Consider the following 16998-nt stretch of genomic DNA (forward strand, 5'->3'; position numbering starts at 1 on the left):
GAAGGTAGACCAAAGGAGGCCCGCGTGCCAGACCTTGGCTCGGCGCTCGAACTCGTCACGGCCTGGGCGGGCCGGCCCGTCACCCATACCCAGATCAAGGGCGGGTTGAGCCACCGCATCGTCCGGGTCGACACCGAGGCGGGAGATCGCTGGCTGCTGCGCATCCTCGACCCGCGCGTCTCCGCCGCCGGTCTCGGCATCCCGCTGGACATGGAGATCGTCAACACGGTCAGGGCCGCCCAGGCGGGGGTCGGCGCGGACGTGCTGCTGCGCCTCCCGGGCGCGGTCCTGCTGGAGTACATCGACGGCGTCACGCTCGACGCCGCGGCCGTCCGCGATCCGGCGATGACGGACGGCATCGCCCAGGCCTGCCGGCGCCTGCACGCCGGGCCGCGCTTCGCCACCGACTTCTCGATCTTCCGCAAGCTCGACGAGCTGCTCGCGCTGTGCCACGCCCACGGCCTGCGGATTCCCGACGGGTACGAGGACCGGCTGCCCACCGTCGCCGAGATCGAGGCGGCGATGGACGTACGGCGGCCGCCGACCGTCCCGTGCCACAACGACCTGCTGCCGGAGAACTTCATCTTCGACGGCTCGGCGGTCCGCATCGTGGACTACCAGCTGTCCGGAAACAACGATCCGGCCTTCGAGCTGGGCGACATCGCGGCCGAGGCCGATTACGACCCCGAAATGGTCAGACGGTTGACGCGGGCCTACTTCGGGGACGAGGATCCCGCGGCAAGGGTTCAGCTTTATCTGATCATGTCCAACTTCACCTGGACGTTGTGGTTCAGCGTCCATCACGGTCTGCTCACCGAGCAGGCCGCGGCGGCCGACTTCGACTACGAGGCCGAGGGGGCCGACAAGTTCGCCCAGGCCGTACGCGATCTCGACGATCCCGGATTCGGCCTGATCATCGACGACGTCCGAGGCCGGCGACGCCCGGCCGGAGGCGCACCACCCCTACCCACTCCCACGGCACCCCCACCTCTGGCACCCTGACGGGTTCCCCGCGACACCCCCCACCTGGCCCGTAGCACCGCACCACCGCATCACCCGCGCCACGCAAGGAGGCCTGATGGCCCAGCCCCAGATCGACGACGACGCCGAGCGCCTGGCCGAACTCGGATACAAGCAAGAACTCTCGCGAACCTGGAGCGGCTTCTCCAACTTCGCGATCTCCTTCTCGATCATCTCCATCCTGGCCGGCTGCTTCACGACGTTCGGCCAGGCATGGAACAACGGCGGGCCGATCGCCATCTCCATCGGCTGGCCGCTGATCTCGGTGTTCATCCTCATCATCGGCTTTTGCATGTCGGAGCTGGTCTCGGCCTACCCGACGGCGGGCGGCATCTACTGGTGGGCCGCCAAGCTGGGCCGGCCGATCCACGGCTGGTTCACCGGCTGGCTGAACCTGATCGGGCTCATCGCCGTCACCGCGTCGGTGGACTACGGCTGCGCGACGTTCCTCAACATCACCATCGGCCGGTTCAGCGACAGCTGGGCGAGCGGCGACCCGCTGCGCCAGACGTTCCTGCTGTTCGCGGTGGTGCTGGTGTTGCACGCGCTGATCAACATCTTCAGCCACCGCCTGATCTCGGTGCTGCAGAACATCTCGGTGTGGTGGCACGTGTTCGGCGCGGCCGTGGTCGTGCTCATCCTCATCTTCGGCCCGTCCAAGCACCAGAACGTGGGCTTCCTGTTCGAGCAGTTCAACAACTCGGGCTTCGGATCCGGCAACTCGGGGGCGACGTTCTGGCTGTACGTGCTCCCGCTGGGCTTCCTGCTCACCCAGTACACGATCACCGGCTTCGACGCCTGTGCCCACGTCTCGGAGGAGACGCACGGCGCGGCCATGAGCGCGGCGAAGGGGCTGTGGAAGTCGATCTTCTACTCGGCCATCGGCGGCTGGATCCTGCTGCTCGCCTTCCTGTTCGCCGCCACCGATGTGGACGCCGTCAACAAGGAGGCCGGCTTCGTCGGCGCGATCTTCACCTCGTCGCTGACCCCGAGCCTCGCCACGGTGATCTTCGGCATCTCGACGATCGGGCAGTTCTTCTGCGGCATGAGCTGCGTGACGTCGATGTCCCGGATGACCTACGCGTTCTCCCGTGACGGCGCCATCCCCGGCTGGCGGCTGTGGTCGCGCGTCGACCGCAACAGGACGCCGGTCAACGCGATCATCGCCGGCTGCATCGTCGCCCTTCTGATCACGGTCCCCGCCCTGTACGCGCCCGAGGGCACCACTACCCCCGTGGCGTTCCTGGCCGTGGTCTCGATCGCGGTGATCGGGCTCTACCTGGCCTTCCTCATCCCGATCTGGCTCCGCCTGCGCATGGGCGACGGCTTCAAGCCCGGGCCGTGGACGCTGGGCCGCAAGTACAAGGTGTTCGGCTGGATCGCGGTGATCGAGATCGCCATCATCTCGATCTACTTCATCCTGCCGATCAGCCCCGCCGGTGTGCCCGGCGCGGCGGACTTCACCTGGACCTCGGTGAACTACGCGCCGATCGCGGTCGGAGCCGTCCTGCTCGGCATCGCCCTGTGGTGGGCGTTGTCGGCCCGGCACTGGTTCACCGGCCCTCGCCGCAACATCGACGAGGTGCCGCTGGACGAGCCGGTCGCCTGACCTGCCCGCTCCGCCTGGGCGTCCGTACGACGCCCAGGCGGGGAGGCTCGCGGCCGCGCCTTCAGGAGGCGGAGGACGCCTCGAAGGCCTCGGCGACCACCCTGCGGACGTGCTCGGAGACCAGCGGCTCGGGCAGCTCGCGCGCGAGCGAGGTCATGTCCACGTCGGGCATGCCGCACGGTACTGCGTAGTGCCACGGATCGAGGTCACCGTCGACGTTGAGCGCGAAGCCGTGACTGGTGACGCCCCGGCCGGCGCGCATGCCGATCGAGACTATCTTCCGGCCGGTCTCGCGGGTCCAGACGCCGGTGAGCAGCTCCGACCCGGGCGGGGTCTCACGACGCTCCGCCGGGAGGCCGAGCTTCTCCAGCGCCTCGACCAGCCGCAGCTCCACCTCACGGACGTAGTCGACGACGCCCTCGTCCGGGCGGAGCTTGACGATCAGATAGCCCACGAGCTGCCCCGGCCCGTGGTAGGTCAGCTGGCCGCCGCGGCCCGTGGGGATGACCGGGATGCCGTGTGAGGGGTCGGGCAGGTGCTCGGCCGCGGTCCGCTTCCCGACGGTGAACACCTGCGGGTGGCTGAGCAGCCACAGCGTGTCCGGAATCTCATCGCCCTGCCGCGCGGCGACCAGCTCGGTCATGCGGTCCATGGCCTGCTCGTAGTCGACCAGATCGTCCTGGACCAAGGCGAGTGGCCGCGCACGTACGATTCGTTCGCTCACGCGTCCGAGCATACGTCCTACGAAAGGACGTCATCCTGCCCTGTCCCGCGGCCCGTCAACCCCTCACCCGCCGCCCGTCACCTGCCGTCTGGGGCCGCCGTCACCACTGGCCGTGGGCCGAGCGTGCCGGAGCCTTCGGGATGAAGGCCCACATGATCAGGTAGATGATGAACTGCGGTCCCGGCAGGACGCAGGACAGGACGAACAGCAGGCGCACCATGGTGGGCGCCCAGCCCCACTTCTCCGCGATGCCGCCACAGACACCCGCGATCATCTTGTGCTCTCTTGACCGGTACATGATGACTCCCCCCGTGTCGATTCATTCTGTTCAACGATCGTTTCCCCTGCCCCGTTCCTGGAAGGTCATTCGTCTTCTCCGCGCCAAGCGCGCGCGTTGAACGACCGGGGAAAGCCTTAGGGTGGCAATCCCCTGACTATGGAGTGCAACGTGGACCTCCCGACCTTGCAGGCCCAGCGCCGCCTGCTCGTCCGCCAGAAGATCACCATGATGGTGAACCGCTACGTGGTCCACATAGAACTGCCCGACGGCTCGGAAGGGCCGATGGTCGCCTTCGCCGAGCAGAAGCGCATGGCGTTCAAGGAGCAGGTCACGCTTTACACCGACGAGTCACGCCAGTACGTGCTCGCGGGCTTCAAGGCCCGCAAGGTGCTCGACCTTGGCAGCGGGTACGACGTCCTGGACCACGCCGGCCAGCCGATCGGCTACTTCCGCAAGGAGTTCGGCGCGTCGCTGATCCGTTCCACGTGGCACTTCCAGCAGCCCGGCCTGCCGACCTTCACCGGCCAGGAGCGCAACGTGCTGGTGAGCATCCTGCGCCGGTTCGTCGACTCGCTGTCGTGGCTGCCCTACCACTTCGACTTCGGGGCGGGCGCGCAGATCGCGTTCTCGGTCGACCGCAAGTTCGGCCTGCGCGACCGGTACATCGTCGACATCCAGGACCCGCGGGTCGACCGGCGGCTGATCATCGCGATGGCTGTCGCCCTCGACGCCCTCCAGGCACGCTGAGGCCTAGCAGCGCCCAGGCCGTCCATCCCAGGATCAGCACGGCCCAGTACGAGATCAGGAGGTAGATCGCCACCACGGCCGCCGCGGCCACCGCCGTCATCCCTGCGCTGACGAAGGTCGCGGCCATGCCGACCTCCGGCGAGGGCTCCCGCGCGGCCGCCGCGCGGTCTCCACGATCGAGGAGATTAGATGACCGTCGACGAGTCACGCGCCGGTGACCTTCCCGTCCGCCACGCGCTGCCTGAACTGCGTGCCGCGCTGGAGGAGGCCGGCGGCGCCGTCCTCACCGCGCCGCCCGGCACGGGCAAGACGACCCTGGTCCCGCTGGCGCTGGCCGGCCTCGACGGCGGCGGCCCGCCACGGCGGGTGATCGTGGCCGAGCCCAGGCGCATTGCGACCCGCGCGGCGGCCAGGCGCATGGCGTGGCTGCTGCGCTCCGAGGTCGGCCAGGAAGTCGGGTTCACCGTACGCGGCGAGCACCGGCCCGGCCGGCGGGTCCAGGTCATGACGACCGGCGTGCTGCTCCAGCGGCTCCAGCGCGATCCCGAACTCGACGGCGTCGACGCCGTGCTCGTCGACGAGTGCCACGAGCGTCACCTGGACGCCGACACCGCGCTGGCGTTCCTGCTCGACGTCCGGGCGACCCTCCGGCCCGACCTGCGGCTCCTCGCCGCCTCCGCCACCGCCGACGCCGCTCCCTGGGCCCGGCTCCTCGGCGGCGCGCCCGTGGTGCACGCCTCCGGCACGGCGCACGAGGTCGAGGTCGTGTGGGCGCCGCCACCGCGCCCGGTCGCCCCGCCGCACGGCATGCGCGTCGATCCCGCCCTGCTCGCCCACGTCGCCGGAGTCGTCCATCGCGCCCTGGCGGAGCGGGCCGGTGACGTGCTGTGCTTCCTGCCGGGCGTCGGGGAGATCGGCCGGGTCGCCGCCGCGCTCGCCGGCCTGGCACCGCGGATCGACGTCCTGCAGGTCCACGGCAGGGCGGAGACGCTGGACGCGGTGCTGTCGCCCGGCCCGCGCAGGCGGGTGATCCTCGCGACCTCGGTGGCCGAGTCGAGCCTGACCGTTCCGGGGGTCCGGATGGTGGTGGACGCCGGCCTGGCGCGCGAGCCGCGTACCGACCAGGGCCGCGGCCTCGGCTCGCTCACGACCGTGCGGGTGTCGAAGGCGTCCGCCGAGCAGCGTGCGGGACGGGCCGGACGCGAGGCGCCGGGCACCGTCTACCGATGCTGGACCGAGGCGGAGCACGCGCGGCTGCCCGACCACGCCCAGCCGGAGATCGCGCTGGCCGACCTGACGGCGTTCGCGCTCCAGGCCGCCTGCTGGGGCACGCCGGACGCCTCCGCGCTCGCGCTGCTCGACCCGCCGCCCGCCGCCTCCATGGCCGTGGCCGGCCGTACGCTGCACGCGCTCGGCGCGCTCACGGACGGGCGGGTCACCGAGCGGGGGCGCAGCATGGCGGGAATCGGCGTCCACCCCCGGCTGGCCCGGGCGCTCCTCGACGGCCCGCCGGAGGCCGCCGAGGTGGTGGCCCTGCTGTCCGGCGAGCTTCCCCGCTCCGCCCCGGACGACCTCGTGGCCGTCTGGCGCGAGGCCCGGCGCGGCGGCTCCCGCGACTGGCGGAAGGAGACCCGCCGCCTCACCCAGGCCGTACGGGACGCCGGACGCCCGGCGCGGTCCGCACCGGACTCCGGTGGCCCCGCGCCGGACTCCGGTGGCCCCGCCCGGACGCCGGCGCGGTCCGGCTCGGCCGCCGCGACCCCGTACGGCGGCGGCGCGGGCGACGACGCGGTGGCGGGGCTGGTCGTGGCGCTCGCCTACCCCGAGCGCGTGGCGCGCCGCCGCTCCGGCGGGTACCTCATGGTGTCGGGCACGGCCGCGACGCTCCCCCGCGACTCGCGGCTCGCCTCGGCGGAGTGGCTGGCCATCGCGGTCGCCGACCGGCCCGCGGGCTCCGCCTCGGCGCGGGTACGGCAGGCCGTGGTGATCGACGAGGACGTCGCCAAGGAGGCGGCCAAGCCGTTCCACCAGGTGGAGGAGGAGATCGGCTGGGACGGGGACGTCGTGGCGAGGCGGGTCGAGCGCCTCGGGGCGATCGAGCTGTCCTCGGTCCCGCTCCCGGACGCCGATGTGGGCGAGGCGATCCTGGCCGGCCTGCGCGCCGAAGGGCTGTCGCTGCTGCGCTGGACGCCGGACGCCGTGGCGCTGCGCGAGCGCATGGCGTTCTGCCGGCGCGTGCTGGGCGACCCCTGGCCGGACGTCTCGGACGCGGGGCTCATCGAGGGGGCCTGGAACTGGCTCGACCTGCCCAAGCTGCGCCGCCGTGCCGACCTGCGGCGGGTCGACGTGGCATCCTCGCTCAGGCGGCTGCTGCCCTGGCGGTTGCGGCTGGACGAGGTCGCCCCGGAACGGATCACCGTCCCCAGCGGGTCACGTGTGCGGGTCGACTACTCCGGCGAGCAGCCGGTGCTGGCCGCCAAGCTCCAGGAGCTGTTCGGGTGGGACGCCGCTCCCCAGGTCGCCGGAGTTCCCTTGGTGGTCCATCTGCTGTCCCCCGCCGGCAGGCCCGCCGCCGTCACCGCGGACCTGGCGTCGTTCTGGCGCGAGGGGTACCGCGCGGTCCGCGCCGAGCTGCGCGGCCGCTATCCCAAGCATCCCTGGCCGGAGGATCCTCTCGCCGCCGTCCCCACCCGGGGCACCAACCGCCGAGGATCGGGCTGAGCCGATCAAGGCCGAGAACCGGCCGCTTCGCAAACCAGTCAATTAATCGCTAAACAGCCTCAAGGTCGATCTTTTCCTTAGATCGACGTTTTTCATAATATAGCCGCACGAACATTATTTCACGGGTCTCGGTTCCATCAAGAAAGCCGGCCCGGCTTCTCCGCGCGTCAACCGTCGATGCGGGTCGAGCGATTTCTCTGTGTCAGGTACCACCCGCACCGCACGCACAGAGCCGGAGGAGTTCGGATCCCGTCAATGAAATGGTCCAACATCTGCTTCGTCACACTCGGAACCGCCAGCGCGGTGTCCGGCTGGCTGGCATTCCTGCCGCTCCCCGGAGATCGGAGCATGAACGCCTCCCAGCCCGGGATGCTCATCCATTTGCGACCATGGATGGCCGTCGCGTGCCTCGGCTTCGCCGTCGCGCTCGTCGTGCTGCGCAATGGCCGGTACAAGAGACACGCCAAGCCCGTGACGCCCTCTCCCTGGGACGGCGTCACGATGTCCACGATGCAGAAGGTCATGGCGCTCCGCGACGAAGCCGTCCGCTCCGACAAGCTCACATCCGTGCCGATCTTCCTGTCGATGCTCCTCCAGCCGGAGAAGTCACGGACGCGGACGGTGGAGACCATCTCCCTGGAGGGCCGCGTCGTCGTCCAGGACGTCAGGGTCGAGATGTCGCTCTCGGCCCTGGAGGGTCCCTGGAGCATGGGCACGCCGGCCTCCGGCGTACGCGGCCGCCTGCGAGGCGCCACCGCGGGCCCGCAACAGCCGAGCGGGGAGGTCTACGCGCCCATCCTCACCTGTCTCAAACGGGAAATGGTCGACAACTTCGAGGTCAGGGACCGTGACGGAGGGTCGCTCGACATCCTGTGCTACGAGGAGACGATCCAGCTCATCTCGTCGTCACTGCACTTCCTGATCAAGTTGGCGTTACGGGAGACCCACGGGGGCTCGTCCGTCACCGCCGACAGGATCGACCGGGCGGTGGTCTCCTTCCTCATGCCGATCTGCGGCCGCATGTCCCCCAAGGCGTCGGCCACCGCCATCCACAAGGGGCTCGCCTACATCGGCATCGGGGACGATGACCTCTCCGACAACGTCATGTGGCTGAAGGAGTTCCTGGCGACCCTCGACCAGGCATTCCCGATCGTGGTCGTCATCCCGCACACGATGGACTCCCAGCGCCTGCAGATCTCCTACCGCCGGACGATGGTCCCCCCGAACAAGTCGCGGCAGGCCCGGCACCGGCTTCGGCTGACCCTCGGGCTCCGGCCGGTGACCATGCAGATGGCGCCCGGCATGGCGCACAACTCCAAGGTGTACCACCTGCAGATCAAGGCGCCCGAGTCGCAGTACCTGATGGAGCAGACCCTGCGCTGCACCGACTGCGGCAGCAAGCTCAGCAACTCGGAGATCGAGACGGACGGCTCGCAGACCTGCTCCCACGTGAAGCTGTCCCAGGAGGCCGAGCCGTACTTCCAGCTCCTGTCCAAGCGCGGCCAGAACTACGCGCACCTGTACATGCGCGGCTTCACCGGCATGGACTGGAAGAAGATCAGGTTCACCTCGTCGTTCGGTGAGGTGCCGCCCGGCACGCTCGCCAGCGCGGTGGTCACGGCGGCGACGTCCCTGTTCCTGATCGGCGCCGTCGCCCTGGCAGAGGCACGAGGGCTTCCCCGCACCAGTGACGTGCCGGCCCTGCTGCTGGCGCTCCCGGCCGTCGCCGCCTCGTGGTTCGGCTTCTCGTCGGACAACGAGGCCGTGCTCCGGTCCTCGCTCGCGGCCCGATGTTCCCTGCTTTTGGGCGGTTTAACATCATTAGCCGCATGCGCCCTTTTTATCCTGACGCGAACCGTCGATCATACGCAATCGATCGATTCGGTGACCCTGATGGACAACGAGATGCGATGGTGGGGATGGGTGGGGCTGGCCTACCTGGCCGGCGTCAACTTCGGCTATGTGCTGATCCAGCTCATAATCCGCTCGGGCGCTTACCGTCGCCTCTTGCGAAAGGAGTCCGTGGTAAATGACAATACGGTTATCTGAGAAGGTGGTGCCGCCTATGCCCGATGACCGACCCGACGGCGTCTACGTCGTAGAGCCCATCGAGTACATCCGGTCGCGCGCGCTGCCCGACATCCCGACGCTGCAGAACCCCGAGCAGGTCCAGAGCCTGCTGCGAGACACCCGGGACTCCATCCGGTCATGCTCTCCCGACAACCTGACCCGGCTGATCAACGAGGTGTTCCAGGACCAGGAAGAGACCGGCCGCGTCCATCACTGAGCCCCCACGCCGCAGCGGGACGACCCCGGCGAACCGGGGCCGTCCACGCCAGGCGAGAGCGCGGGGCTCACACCCCGATCGGGTGCCAGACGGTCTTGGTCTCCAGGAAGGCCGTCATCCGCTCGATGCCCGGCTCGGCCAGCCAGTCGACCTTTCCGGACGGGCGGAGGACGCGCTTGAGGTTCTCGGCCGCGTCCTGCTCGCAGGACACCGCCAGCTCCTCCGGGCAGCCCGTCAGGTCCACCGCGTTGACGTCCATGTGGGACGCCAGCCACGGCGCGAGCTCGGCGAGCCTTCCGGTCAGCAGGTTGACCACGCCACCCGGCAGGTCGGAGGTGGCCAGCACCTCCGCCAGGGTGATCGCCGGGAGCGGCGCGCGCTCGGAGGCCACCACCACGCAGGTGTTGCCCGTGACGATCACCGGCGCGATCACCGAGATCAGCCCGAGCAGCGGCCCCTCCTGCGGCGCCACGACGGCGACGACGCCGGTCGGCTCGGAGGTGGACAGGTTGAAGTAGGGCCCGGCGACCGGGTTCGCCGCCCCCTGGATCACCCCGATCTTGTCCGACCAGCCCGCGTACCAGACCAGCCGGTCGACGGCCGCGTCCACCAGCTCGCCGGCCTTGCGCGCCGACACCCCGTCCGCGGCGACCACCTCGTCGACGAACTGCGCGCGGCGGCCCTCCATCATCTCGGCGATGCGGTAGAGGATCTGCCCGCGGTTGTAGGCGGTCGCCCCCGACCAGCCGGGGAACGCCTTGCGGGCCGCCGACACCGCGTCGCGGGCGTCCTTGCGCGAGGCGCGGGAGGCGTTGGCGAGGAAGTCGCCCTTGGAGGAGGTCACGGCGTAGGACCTTCCGCTCTCCGAACGCGGGAACGCCCCGCCGATGTACAGCTTGTACGTCTTGCGCACGGCGAGCCTGCCTGGCTCAGTCATCGCCTCTCCAGGTCATCTCTTCCGGGGAGAGCCGTGCGAGCAGGAACACCTGCCGGCAGCGGCTCACCCCGCAGCGGTGGGCGAACCAGCCCTGGCGGGCGGTCGTGTTCCTACGCCCGGACCGGGCGTAGGCCTGTCCGTGGGTCATCTGCGCGCGCCGGGCGCGGCGGGGCGCCCGGCGGTGCTCGCAGGGGTCAGACATCGAGATACGCCTCCAGTCCATGCCGGCCGCCCTCGCGGCCGTATCCGGACTCCTTGTAGCCGCCGAACGGCGACGTAGGGTCGAAGCGGTTGAAGGTGTTGGCCCAGACGACGCCGGCGCGGAGCTTGTCCGCCATCCACAGGATGCGCGAGCCCTTCTCGGTCCAAACCCCGGCGGACAGGCCGAAGGGGCTGTTGTTCGCCTTCTCGACGGCCTCGGCCGGGGTGCGGAAGGTGAGGACCGACAGCACCGGGCCGAAGATCTCCTCCCGGGCGATCCTGTGGGACTGGGCGACGCCGGTGAACAGGGTCGGCGGGAACCAGAAGCCCTTCTCGGGGATCGGGCACGACGGCGACCAGCGTTCGGCGCCCTCCTGCTCTCCCGCCTCGCTCAGCGAGGTGATCTTCGCAAGCTGGGCGGCCGAGTTGATCGCGCCGATGTCGGTGTTCTTGTCCAGCGGGTCGCCGAGCCGAAGCGTGGCCAGACGCCGCTTGAGGGCGTCCAGTAGCTCGGTCTCGATGGACTCCTGGACCAGCAGCCGGGAGCCCGCGCAGCAGACGTGGCCCTGGTTGAAGAAGATGCCGTTGACGATGCCCTCGACGGCCTGGTCCAGTGCGGCGTCCTCGAAGACGATGTTGGCGGCCTTCCCGCCGAGCTCCAGCGTCAGCTTCTTGCCCGACCCCGCGACCGTACGCGCGATCATGCGGCCGACCTCGGTGGACCCGGTGAAGGCGACCTTGTTCACGTCGGGGTGGCCGACGAGCGCCTGCCCGGTGGCCCCGGCTCCGGTCACGATATTGACCACGCCGGGAGGCAGGTCGGCCTGGCGGCAGATCTCGGCGAACGCCAGCGCGGTGAGCGGCGTCGTCTCGGCGGGCTTGAGGACCACGGTGTTGCCGCAGGCCAGCGCCGGCGCGATCTTCCAGGCGAGCATCAGCAGGGGGAAGTTCCACGGGATGACCTGGGCGGCGACTCCGAGCGGCCTGGGGTCCGCGCCGCTCTGCCCGTCGGCCGTCCTGCGGCCGAATCCGGCGTAGCCCAGCTTGTCGGCCCAGCCGGCGTAGTAGAAGAAGTGCGCCGCGACCAGGGGAAGGTCGACGTCGCGCGACTCGCGGATCGGCTTGCCGTTGTCCAGGGACTCCAGCACGGCCAGTTCGCGCGCCCGCTCCTGGATCAGGCGGGCGATCCGGAACAGGTACTTGGCGCGCTCGCGGCCGGGGAGCCGGCCCCAGACCGACTCGTACGCCTTGCGCGCCGCCGAGACGGCCCGGTCGACGTCGGCGTCGCTCGCGATGGCGAACTCCGAGAGCACCTCTTCGGTCGCCGGGTTGATGGTCTTCTCCCGCTCGTCGCCCAGGGAGTCGACCCACTCGCCGTTGATGAACAGGCCGTAGGACGGGCGGATGTCGACGATGTCGCGCGACTCGGGCGCCGGTGCGTATTCGAACATGGGGCCGCCTCAGTCGAGGGTGAAGTAGTCGGGACCGGCGTAGCGACCGGTGGCCATCTTCTGGCGCTGCATCAGCAGGTCGTTCAGCAGGCTGGACGCGCCGAACCTGAACAGGTCAGGGGTCAGCCAGTCCTCCCCGGCGGTCTCGTTGACCAGCACGAGGTATTTGATCGCGTCCTTGGTGGTGCGGATGCCGCCGGCCGGCTTGACGCCGATCACGCGCCCGGTCTGGGCTCGGAAGTCGCGCACGGCCTCCAGCATCACCAGCGTGACGGGGAGGGTCGCCGCCGGGGAGACCTTGCCGGTCGAGGTCTTGATGAAGTCCGCCCCGGCCAGCATGGCGAGCCATGAGGCGCGGCGCACGTTGTCGTAGGTCGCGAGCTCCCCGGTCTCCAGGATGACCTTCAGGTGGGCGTCACCCTTGCCGGGCGTGCCCGCCTCGCGGGCGCAGGCGGCCTTGATGGCGACGATCTCCTCGTACACCTTGCGGTAGTCGCCGGAGAGGAACGCGCCGCGGTCGATCACCATGTCGATCTCGCCGGCGCCCGCCGCTACGGCCAGCCGGGTCTCCTCCACCTTGACGCCGAGGGAGGATCTGCCGCTGGGGAACGCGGTGGCCACGCTCGCCACCCGGACACCGGACCGTCCGAGCGCGTCCACGGCCTGCTCGACGAGGTCGGGATACACGCAGACGGCGGCCGCCTTCGGAACGGAGGGGTCGCCGGGATCGGGCCGGACGGCCTTGGCGCACATCGCGCGCACCTTGCCGGGGGTGTCCGCCCCTTCCAGGGTGGTCAGGTCGACCATGGAGATGGCCAGGTCGATGGCTTGCGCCTTGGCGGTCGTCTTGATGGATCGGGTGCTCAGCATCGCGGCGCGCTGATCGGCACCCACACGATCGACACCGGGCAGGCCCTGCAGGAATGCCCGCAGGGCCGCGTTCGATGACGCGATCTCCGCGAGCGAGGTCGTCAGTGTTGACACCTCACCAGCATCGCCGACCAGCGTGATTGTTCCAAACCGGGCCATCAGCCGAGAGCGCCTACGACATTTCATCAAATGTCGCCCAGAGCCGCCGGCCGGAGCCGATATGCGGCCGGCGATCCACCCGTCAATAGAGGTCCCATGCCCGCCCGGCCGGTCGGCCGTCCCGCCTATAGGGAGGGTCCAAGGCCGCCGACCAGCCCGAACAGGAAGGCCTAAGGCCGCCTGACCGGCCCCGCGACCGTTCTCTAAGGCTCTGCCGGGGGGCTTAGACGGTCCTAGGCCGAAGGGCGCCCGGGAGATAAGGCATCCGCCCGATGTGAGGAGGGGGGCCTTAGCCCGACTCTTGAGATGTAAGAGAAGGACGACATCAAGGAGACGCCGAAATGGCTCCCGAGCTTCACTACCAGCTCATCATCAACCGCGTAGCCGAGCTTCACGAAGAGGCCAGCAACCACCGCCGCGCCAACGAGGCCATCGCCGGCAGGAAGGCGCAGGCACGCAGCTCCCAGCAGCGCCTGCGCGCCGCCTTCGGCAAGCTCCGCACCTCGTGATCACGCGGTACGACGCTCGCGCCACCCGCCTCCGTCACGGGGTGGGGCGAGCCGCTTCACCGGAGCCCGGGCGACCTCGGTCGCGATGGGGGGATCCCGCCATCAAGGGGCACCCTCGCCGGGAGAAACCCTCGACCGCGACGCCCGGCCGGAGCCTCCCTCCCGGCCGGGCCTCGCAGCCTCCGTAGCCGGCCGTCGCCCTCCTCCGGGGGGGCGTCGCCCTGTTCAGCCGGTGGATAAACAATGCGAAAACGTCGTAGGTGCGTGACATGCTTGCAGACATGGTGGGTCGGATGGTGAGTCCTGTCTTCGTGGGACGGGAAGCCGAGTTGAGAACACTGTCCGAGGCCTTCGAGCAGGCACGCAAGGAGGCCGCGTCGGCGGTGCTCCTCGGCGGTGAGGCAGGCGGCGGCAAGACCCGCCTGGTGACCCGATTCACCGAGGAGGCCGCCTGCACCGGAGCGCACGTCATCAGCGGCGGGTGCGTGGAGCTCTCCACCGAGGGCCTCGCCTACGCGCCCTTCACCGCGGCGCTGCGCCAGCTCGTCAAGGAGATGGGCGCCCCCGAGGTGACCTCCCTGCTCCCGGACGGCGCCTCGCGCGACCTGGCCAGGCTCCTGCCCGAGTTCGGCGAGCCGACCGGCGACCGCGAGACCGAGACCGGCCGGGCCCGGCTCTTCGAGCAGATCCTCACGCTCCTGCAACGTCTCGCCGAGCGGCGCTCGGTGATACTCGTCATCGAGGACATCCACTGGGCCGACCGGTCCAGCCGCGACCTGATCGCCTTCCTCAGCCGCAACCTCAGGACCTCACCGGTCCTCATGATCATGACGTACCGTTCGGACGAGCTGCACCGCCAGCACCCGCTCCGGCCGGTGCTCGCCGAGCTGAGCCGCGTCGAAGGCGTGGTCCGGCTCGACGTGCCCCGGCTCAGCGAGAGCGAGGTCGCCGCGCAGATCGCCGGCATCCGCGGTGACGTCCCCGAGTTCGCCCTGGTCAAGAGCATCTACCAGCGCAGCGAGGGCATCCCGCTGTTCGTCGAGGCGCTGATGGAGCGCGATGACGACTGCAGCGTCCCCGAGTCCCTCCAAGATCTGATCATCGGCTCGGTCGAGCGGCTGCCCGAGGAGACCCAGCGCCTGCTCCGCATCGCGGCGGCCGGCGGCAACCGCGTCGGCCACGAGCTGCTCGCCGCGGTCGCCGACCTGTCCGACGTGGACCTCGAGAACGCTTTGCGGCCCGCGATCGCCGGCAACGTCATCCAGGTGGACGGGCGGGCGTACGCCTTCCGGCACTCGCTGATCCGGGAGGCCGTGCACGAGGAGATGCTCCCCGGCGAGCACAACCGCATCCACGCCCGCTTCGCCGAGGAGATCGACCGCGACCGCAGGCTGGTCCCGCCGGGACGGGCGGCCATCGAGATCGCCCACCACTGGTATTCCGCGCGCGACCACCTCTGGGCGCTCATCTCGGCGTGGGAGGCCGCGGAGAAGGCCGCCCACGCCTTCGCCTACACCGAGCAGATCCAGCTGCTGGAACGCGTGCTCTCGCTCTGGGACCGCGTTCCGGACGCCGCCGAGCGCATCGGGGCCGACCACACCAAGGTCCTGGAGCTCGCCTCGGAGGCCGCCGTCATCTGTGGCGAGATCGAGCGCGGCCTGAAGTTCGTGAAGGGCGCCCTGGCCGAGCTGGACGAGACCACCGAGCCCGACCGGGTCGCCCACCTGCTCATCCGCCGGGCCCAGCTCAAGAGCGACAGGGGACGGCGAGGCGGTCTCGACGACCTCCGCTACGCCGAGCGGCTCGTGTCCGGCGCCAGCGCCGCCCGCACCCAGGTCCTCACGCGGCTCGGCTCGTGGCTCATGTTCACCAACCAGACGGTCGAGGGCACCGCGCTCACCCAGGAGGCGCTCGGCATCGCCCGGAACATCGGGGACGAGTGCCTTGAGGCCGAGCTGCTCACCAACCTCGCGCTCGGGCAGTCACTCGACGGCGACCTGGAGGCGACGCTCCGCACCAACGAGCGCGCCATGGAGATCGGCGCCAAAATCGACTCCGGACGCATCATCCTGCGCGCCCTGGCCAACAACGTGGACGCCCTGAACAACCTCGGCCGTTCGGAGGAGGCCGTGGCCCTCGCCCTGAAAGGCGAGAAGATGGCCAGGAAGTACGGCCGCAGCCGCGTGTCGGGGGCGTTCATCGCCAACAACCGCGCCGAGGCGCTGGAAGCGCTCGGCCGCTGGGACGAGACGGTCGACACGGTCGAGCAGGCCCTGGCCCTGGACCCGCCACCGAAGATCCGCGGGCATCTCCTGCGGATGCACGGCGAGATCGCGGCCGGCCGGGGGGAGGCCGAGCTGCTGGAGCACCTCCTCGTCAAGGTCGGCGCCTTCCACAACGAGCGAGACGAATACGCCCAGGAGTGGATAACCAACCTGCGCCTCCTCGTCAAGCTCCACCTGCTCCGCGGCAGGCCGGTCGAGGCCCTCGATGTGGTCGAGGAGATGCTGGAGGCCAGCGGGCAGCCCCACTCGAACAAGGCGATGCTCGGATGGCGGGCCATGGCGCAGGCCCGGATGGTCTGCGATCTGGCCGCCACGGTGGCCCCGGAACGCGCGTTGGCGGTGGCGGCACGAGCCGAGGCCAGCGAGGCGACCATGACCTCGGACGGCCCGGTCGCCGACGCCTTCCGGCTGATGTTCGTCCGCGACTACGACGCGGCCGCCGCGGCCTGGGAGCACCTCGGGCGCTCGTACTGGCGGGCCATGGCCCTCGCGCAGGCCGGCTCGGCCCGCGCCAAGGCAGGCGACCGCGACGGGGCGGCGGCACGGCTGCGCGGGGCCTACCCCATCGCGGTGGCGCTCGGCGCCCGCCCGCTGCTCGGCGAGATCGAGGCGCTCGCCCGCCGTGCCGGGGTCATGCTCACAACGGCGCCCGCCGAGAACGGCCATGGCGGCCAGAACGGCTCCGCCGTCGCCGAGCTGACCCCGCGCGAGCTGGAGGTGCTGCGGCTCGTGGCCCTCGGCCGCTCGAACCGGGACATCGCGGGTGAGCTCTTCATCTCGGCGAAGACCGTGAGCGTGCACGTCTCCAACATCCTCGGCAAGCTCGGCGCCTCCACCCGCGGCGAAGCCGCCGCGGCCGCCCACCGCCTCGCCCTCCTCACCTGACAGGCACCGCCGCCGAGTGAGCACCTCGTCACCGGTACTCCTCAAAGCACCTCCTTCATGAGGCGGCCGGCACAGGTCAGGATCACGGAGACCGAGGCATCACGGGGGCCGACGCAGGTCAGGATCACGAGGACCGAGGCATCACACGGGCCGACGCAGGTCAGGGCTTCGGATATGGTTGGGGCGAAACACCGAAGGGGAGTAGTCCCGAATCGCGTGATCGACATGCTGGCGTAAGCCCGGTCGCGCGAGCCTCGGCCCCACCGAGGCGGACGAGACCTTCGGCCCAGTTGCTGTGCACGCGCACGCGACC

14 protein-coding genes are annotated in these 16998 nt (G+C 70.2%); 8 read left to right on the plus strand and 6 right to left on the minus strand.

Features of this window, described 5'->3' with window-relative positions:
- Positions 1-24 precede the first annotated feature (24 nt).
- Both MYF83_RS33265 and MYF83_RS33270 read left to right on the plus strand, forming a co-directional pair.
- Complete coding sequence (locus MYF83_RS33265) at positions 25-1002, plus strand: phosphotransferase (RefSeq protein WP_248964725.1); 978 nt, start codon at positions 25-27, stop codon at positions 1000-1002.
- Between the two features lie 76 nt (positions 1003-1078).
- Complete coding sequence (locus MYF83_RS33270; RefSeq protein ID WP_248964726.1) at positions 1079-2629, plus strand: amino acid permease; 1551 nt, start codon at positions 1079-1081, stop codon at positions 2627-2629.
- A gap of 61 nt (positions 2630-2690) precedes the next feature.
- On the opposite strand, the gene lipB is transcribed toward MYF83_RS33270, so the two are convergent.
- Together lipB and MYF83_RS33280 are read right to left on the minus strand one after the other, a co-directional pair.
- The gene (lipB, locus tag MYF83_RS33275) at positions 2691-3353 is read right to left on the minus strand and encodes a lipoyl(octanoyl) transferase LipB (protein WP_248964727.1); all 663 of its coding nucleotides are present in this window, start codon (positions 3351-3353) and stop codon (positions 2691-2693) included.
- A gap of 100 nt (positions 3354-3453) precedes the next feature.
- Complete coding sequence (locus MYF83_RS33280) at positions 3454-3651, minus strand: PspC domain-containing protein (protein ID WP_248964728.1); 198 nt, start codon at positions 3649-3651, stop codon at positions 3454-3456.
- Between the two features lie 150 nt (positions 3652-3801).
- Here MYF83_RS33280 and MYF83_RS33285 point away from each other — a divergent pair, with 150 nt between their 5' ends.
- The 4 genes from MYF83_RS33285 to MYF83_RS33300 all read left to right on the plus strand — a co-directional run bounded on the left by MYF83_RS33285 (position 3802) and on the right by MYF83_RS33300 (position 9388).
- Positions 3802-4380: an LURP-one-related family protein gene (locus tag MYF83_RS33285; protein WP_248964729.1), complete on the plus strand. Its 579-nt coding sequence runs from the start codon at positions 3802-3804 to the stop codon at positions 4378-4380.
- Between the two features lie 189 nt (positions 4381-4569).
- The gene (gene hrpB / locus MYF83_RS33290) at positions 4570-7101 is read left to right on the plus strand and encodes an ATP-dependent helicase HrpB (RefSeq protein ID WP_248964730.1); all 2532 of its coding nucleotides are present in this window, start codon (positions 4570-4572) and stop codon (positions 7099-7101) included.
- A 255-nt stretch (positions 7102-7356) separates the two neighbouring features.
- Positions 7357-9150, plus strand: a complete 1794-nt coding sequence (locus MYF83_RS33295; protein ID WP_248964731.1) for a hypothetical protein — start codon at positions 7357-7359, stop codon at positions 9148-9150.
- A gap of 16 nt (positions 9151-9166) precedes the next feature.
- Positions 9167-9388: a hypothetical protein gene (locus tag MYF83_RS33300; protein ID WP_248964732.1), complete on the plus strand. Its 222-nt coding sequence runs from the start codon at positions 9167-9169 to the stop codon at positions 9386-9388.
- A gap of 67 nt (positions 9389-9455) precedes the next feature.
- Here MYF83_RS33300 and MYF83_RS33305 read toward each other — a convergent pair whose 3' ends face one another.
- Genes MYF83_RS33305 through deoC form a run of 4 tightly spaced genes read right to left on the minus strand, consistent with a single transcriptional unit; the run spans position 9456 to position 13006 of the window.
- Positions 9456-10325, minus strand: coding sequence for an aldehyde dehydrogenase family protein (locus MYF83_RS33305; RefSeq protein ID WP_248964733.1), 870 nt, complete (start codon positions 10323-10325; stop codon positions 9456-9458).
- Positions 10318-10527 carry a hypothetical protein gene (locus MYF83_RS33310; protein WP_248964734.1) on the minus strand — a complete coding sequence of 70 codons (210 nt, stop codon included), beginning with the start codon at positions 10525-10527 and terminating at the stop codon, positions 10318-10320. Before MYF83_RS33310 ends, MYF83_RS33305 begins: the two co-directional genes overlap by 8 nt.
- The gene (locus MYF83_RS33315) at positions 10520-11977 is read right to left on the minus strand and encodes an aldehyde dehydrogenase family protein (protein ID WP_248964735.1); all 1458 of its coding nucleotides are present in this window, start codon (positions 11975-11977) and stop codon (positions 10520-10522) included. Before MYF83_RS33315 ends, MYF83_RS33310 begins: the two co-directional genes overlap by 8 nt.
- Positions 11978-11986: 9 nt before the next feature.
- Positions 11987-13006, minus strand: a complete 1020-nt coding sequence (gene deoC, locus MYF83_RS33320; protein ID WP_372500317.1) for a deoxyribose-phosphate aldolase — start codon at positions 13004-13006, stop codon at positions 11987-11989.
- A 341-nt stretch (positions 13007-13347) separates the two neighbouring features.
- On the opposite strand from deoC, the gene MYF83_RS33325 reads away from it, so the two are divergent.
- Positions 13348-13515, plus strand: coding sequence for a hypothetical protein (locus MYF83_RS33325; RefSeq protein ID WP_248964736.1), 168 nt, complete (start codon positions 13348-13350; stop codon positions 13513-13515).
- 293 nt (positions 13516-13808) lie between these two features.
- A complete protein-coding gene (locus MYF83_RS43260) occupies positions 13809-16685 on the plus strand; it encodes an ATP-binding protein (protein ID WP_279340417.1) in 2877 nt (958 codons plus the stop codon).
- Positions 16686-16998: the final 313 nt, after the last annotated feature.

The sequence above is a fragment of the Sphaerisporangium perillae genome (assembly GCF_023276435.1).
Taxonomy (GTDB): domain Bacteria; phylum Actinomycetota; class Actinomycetes; order Streptosporangiales; family Streptosporangiaceae; genus Sphaerisporangium; species Sphaerisporangium perillae.

Excerpts from the sequence above, each read along its gene's own strand:
- MYF83_RS33270 (WP_248964726.1), top strand. The coding sequence starts at position 1,079 with ATGGCCCAGCCCCAGATCGACGACGACGCCGAGCGCCTGGCCGAACTC.
- MYF83_RS33310 (WP_248964734.1), bottom strand. The coding sequence starts at position 10,527 with ATGTCTGACCCCTGCGAGCACCGCCGGGCGCCCCGCCGCGCCCGGCGC.
- hrpB (WP_248964730.1), top strand. The coding sequence starts at position 4,570 with ATGACCGTCGACGAGTCACGCGCCGGTGACCTTCCCGTCCGCCACGCG.
- MYF83_RS33325 (WP_248964736.1), top strand. The coding sequence starts at position 13,348 with ATGGCTCCCGAGCTTCACTACCAGCTCATCATCAACCGCGTAGCCGAG.
- MYF83_RS33300 (WP_248964732.1), top strand. The coding sequence starts at position 9,167 with ATGCCCGATGACCGACCCGACGGCGTCTACGTCGTAGAGCCCATCGAG.
- MYF83_RS33305 (WP_248964733.1), bottom strand. The coding sequence starts at position 10,325 with ATGACTGAGCCAGGCAGGCTCGCCGTGCGCAAGACGTACAAGCTGTAC.
- MYF83_RS33295 (WP_248964731.1), top strand. The coding sequence starts at position 7,357 with ATGAAATGGTCCAACATCTGCTTCGTCACACTCGGAACCGCCAGCGCG.
- MYF83_RS43260 (WP_279340417.1), top strand. The coding sequence starts at position 13,809 with ATGGTGAGTCCTGTCTTCGTGGGACGGGAAGCCGAGTTGAGAACACTG.
- MYF83_RS33280 (WP_248964728.1), bottom strand. The coding sequence starts at position 3,651 with ATGTACCGGTCAAGAGAGCACAAGATGATCGCGGGTGTCTGTGGCGGC.
- deoC (WP_372500317.1), bottom strand. The coding sequence starts at position 13,006 with ATGGCCCGGTTTGGAACAATCACGCTGGTCGGCGATGCTGGTGAGGTG.
- MYF83_RS33315 (WP_248964735.1), bottom strand. The coding sequence starts at position 11,977 with ATGTTCGAATACGCACCGGCGCCCGAGTCGCGCGACATCGTCGACATC.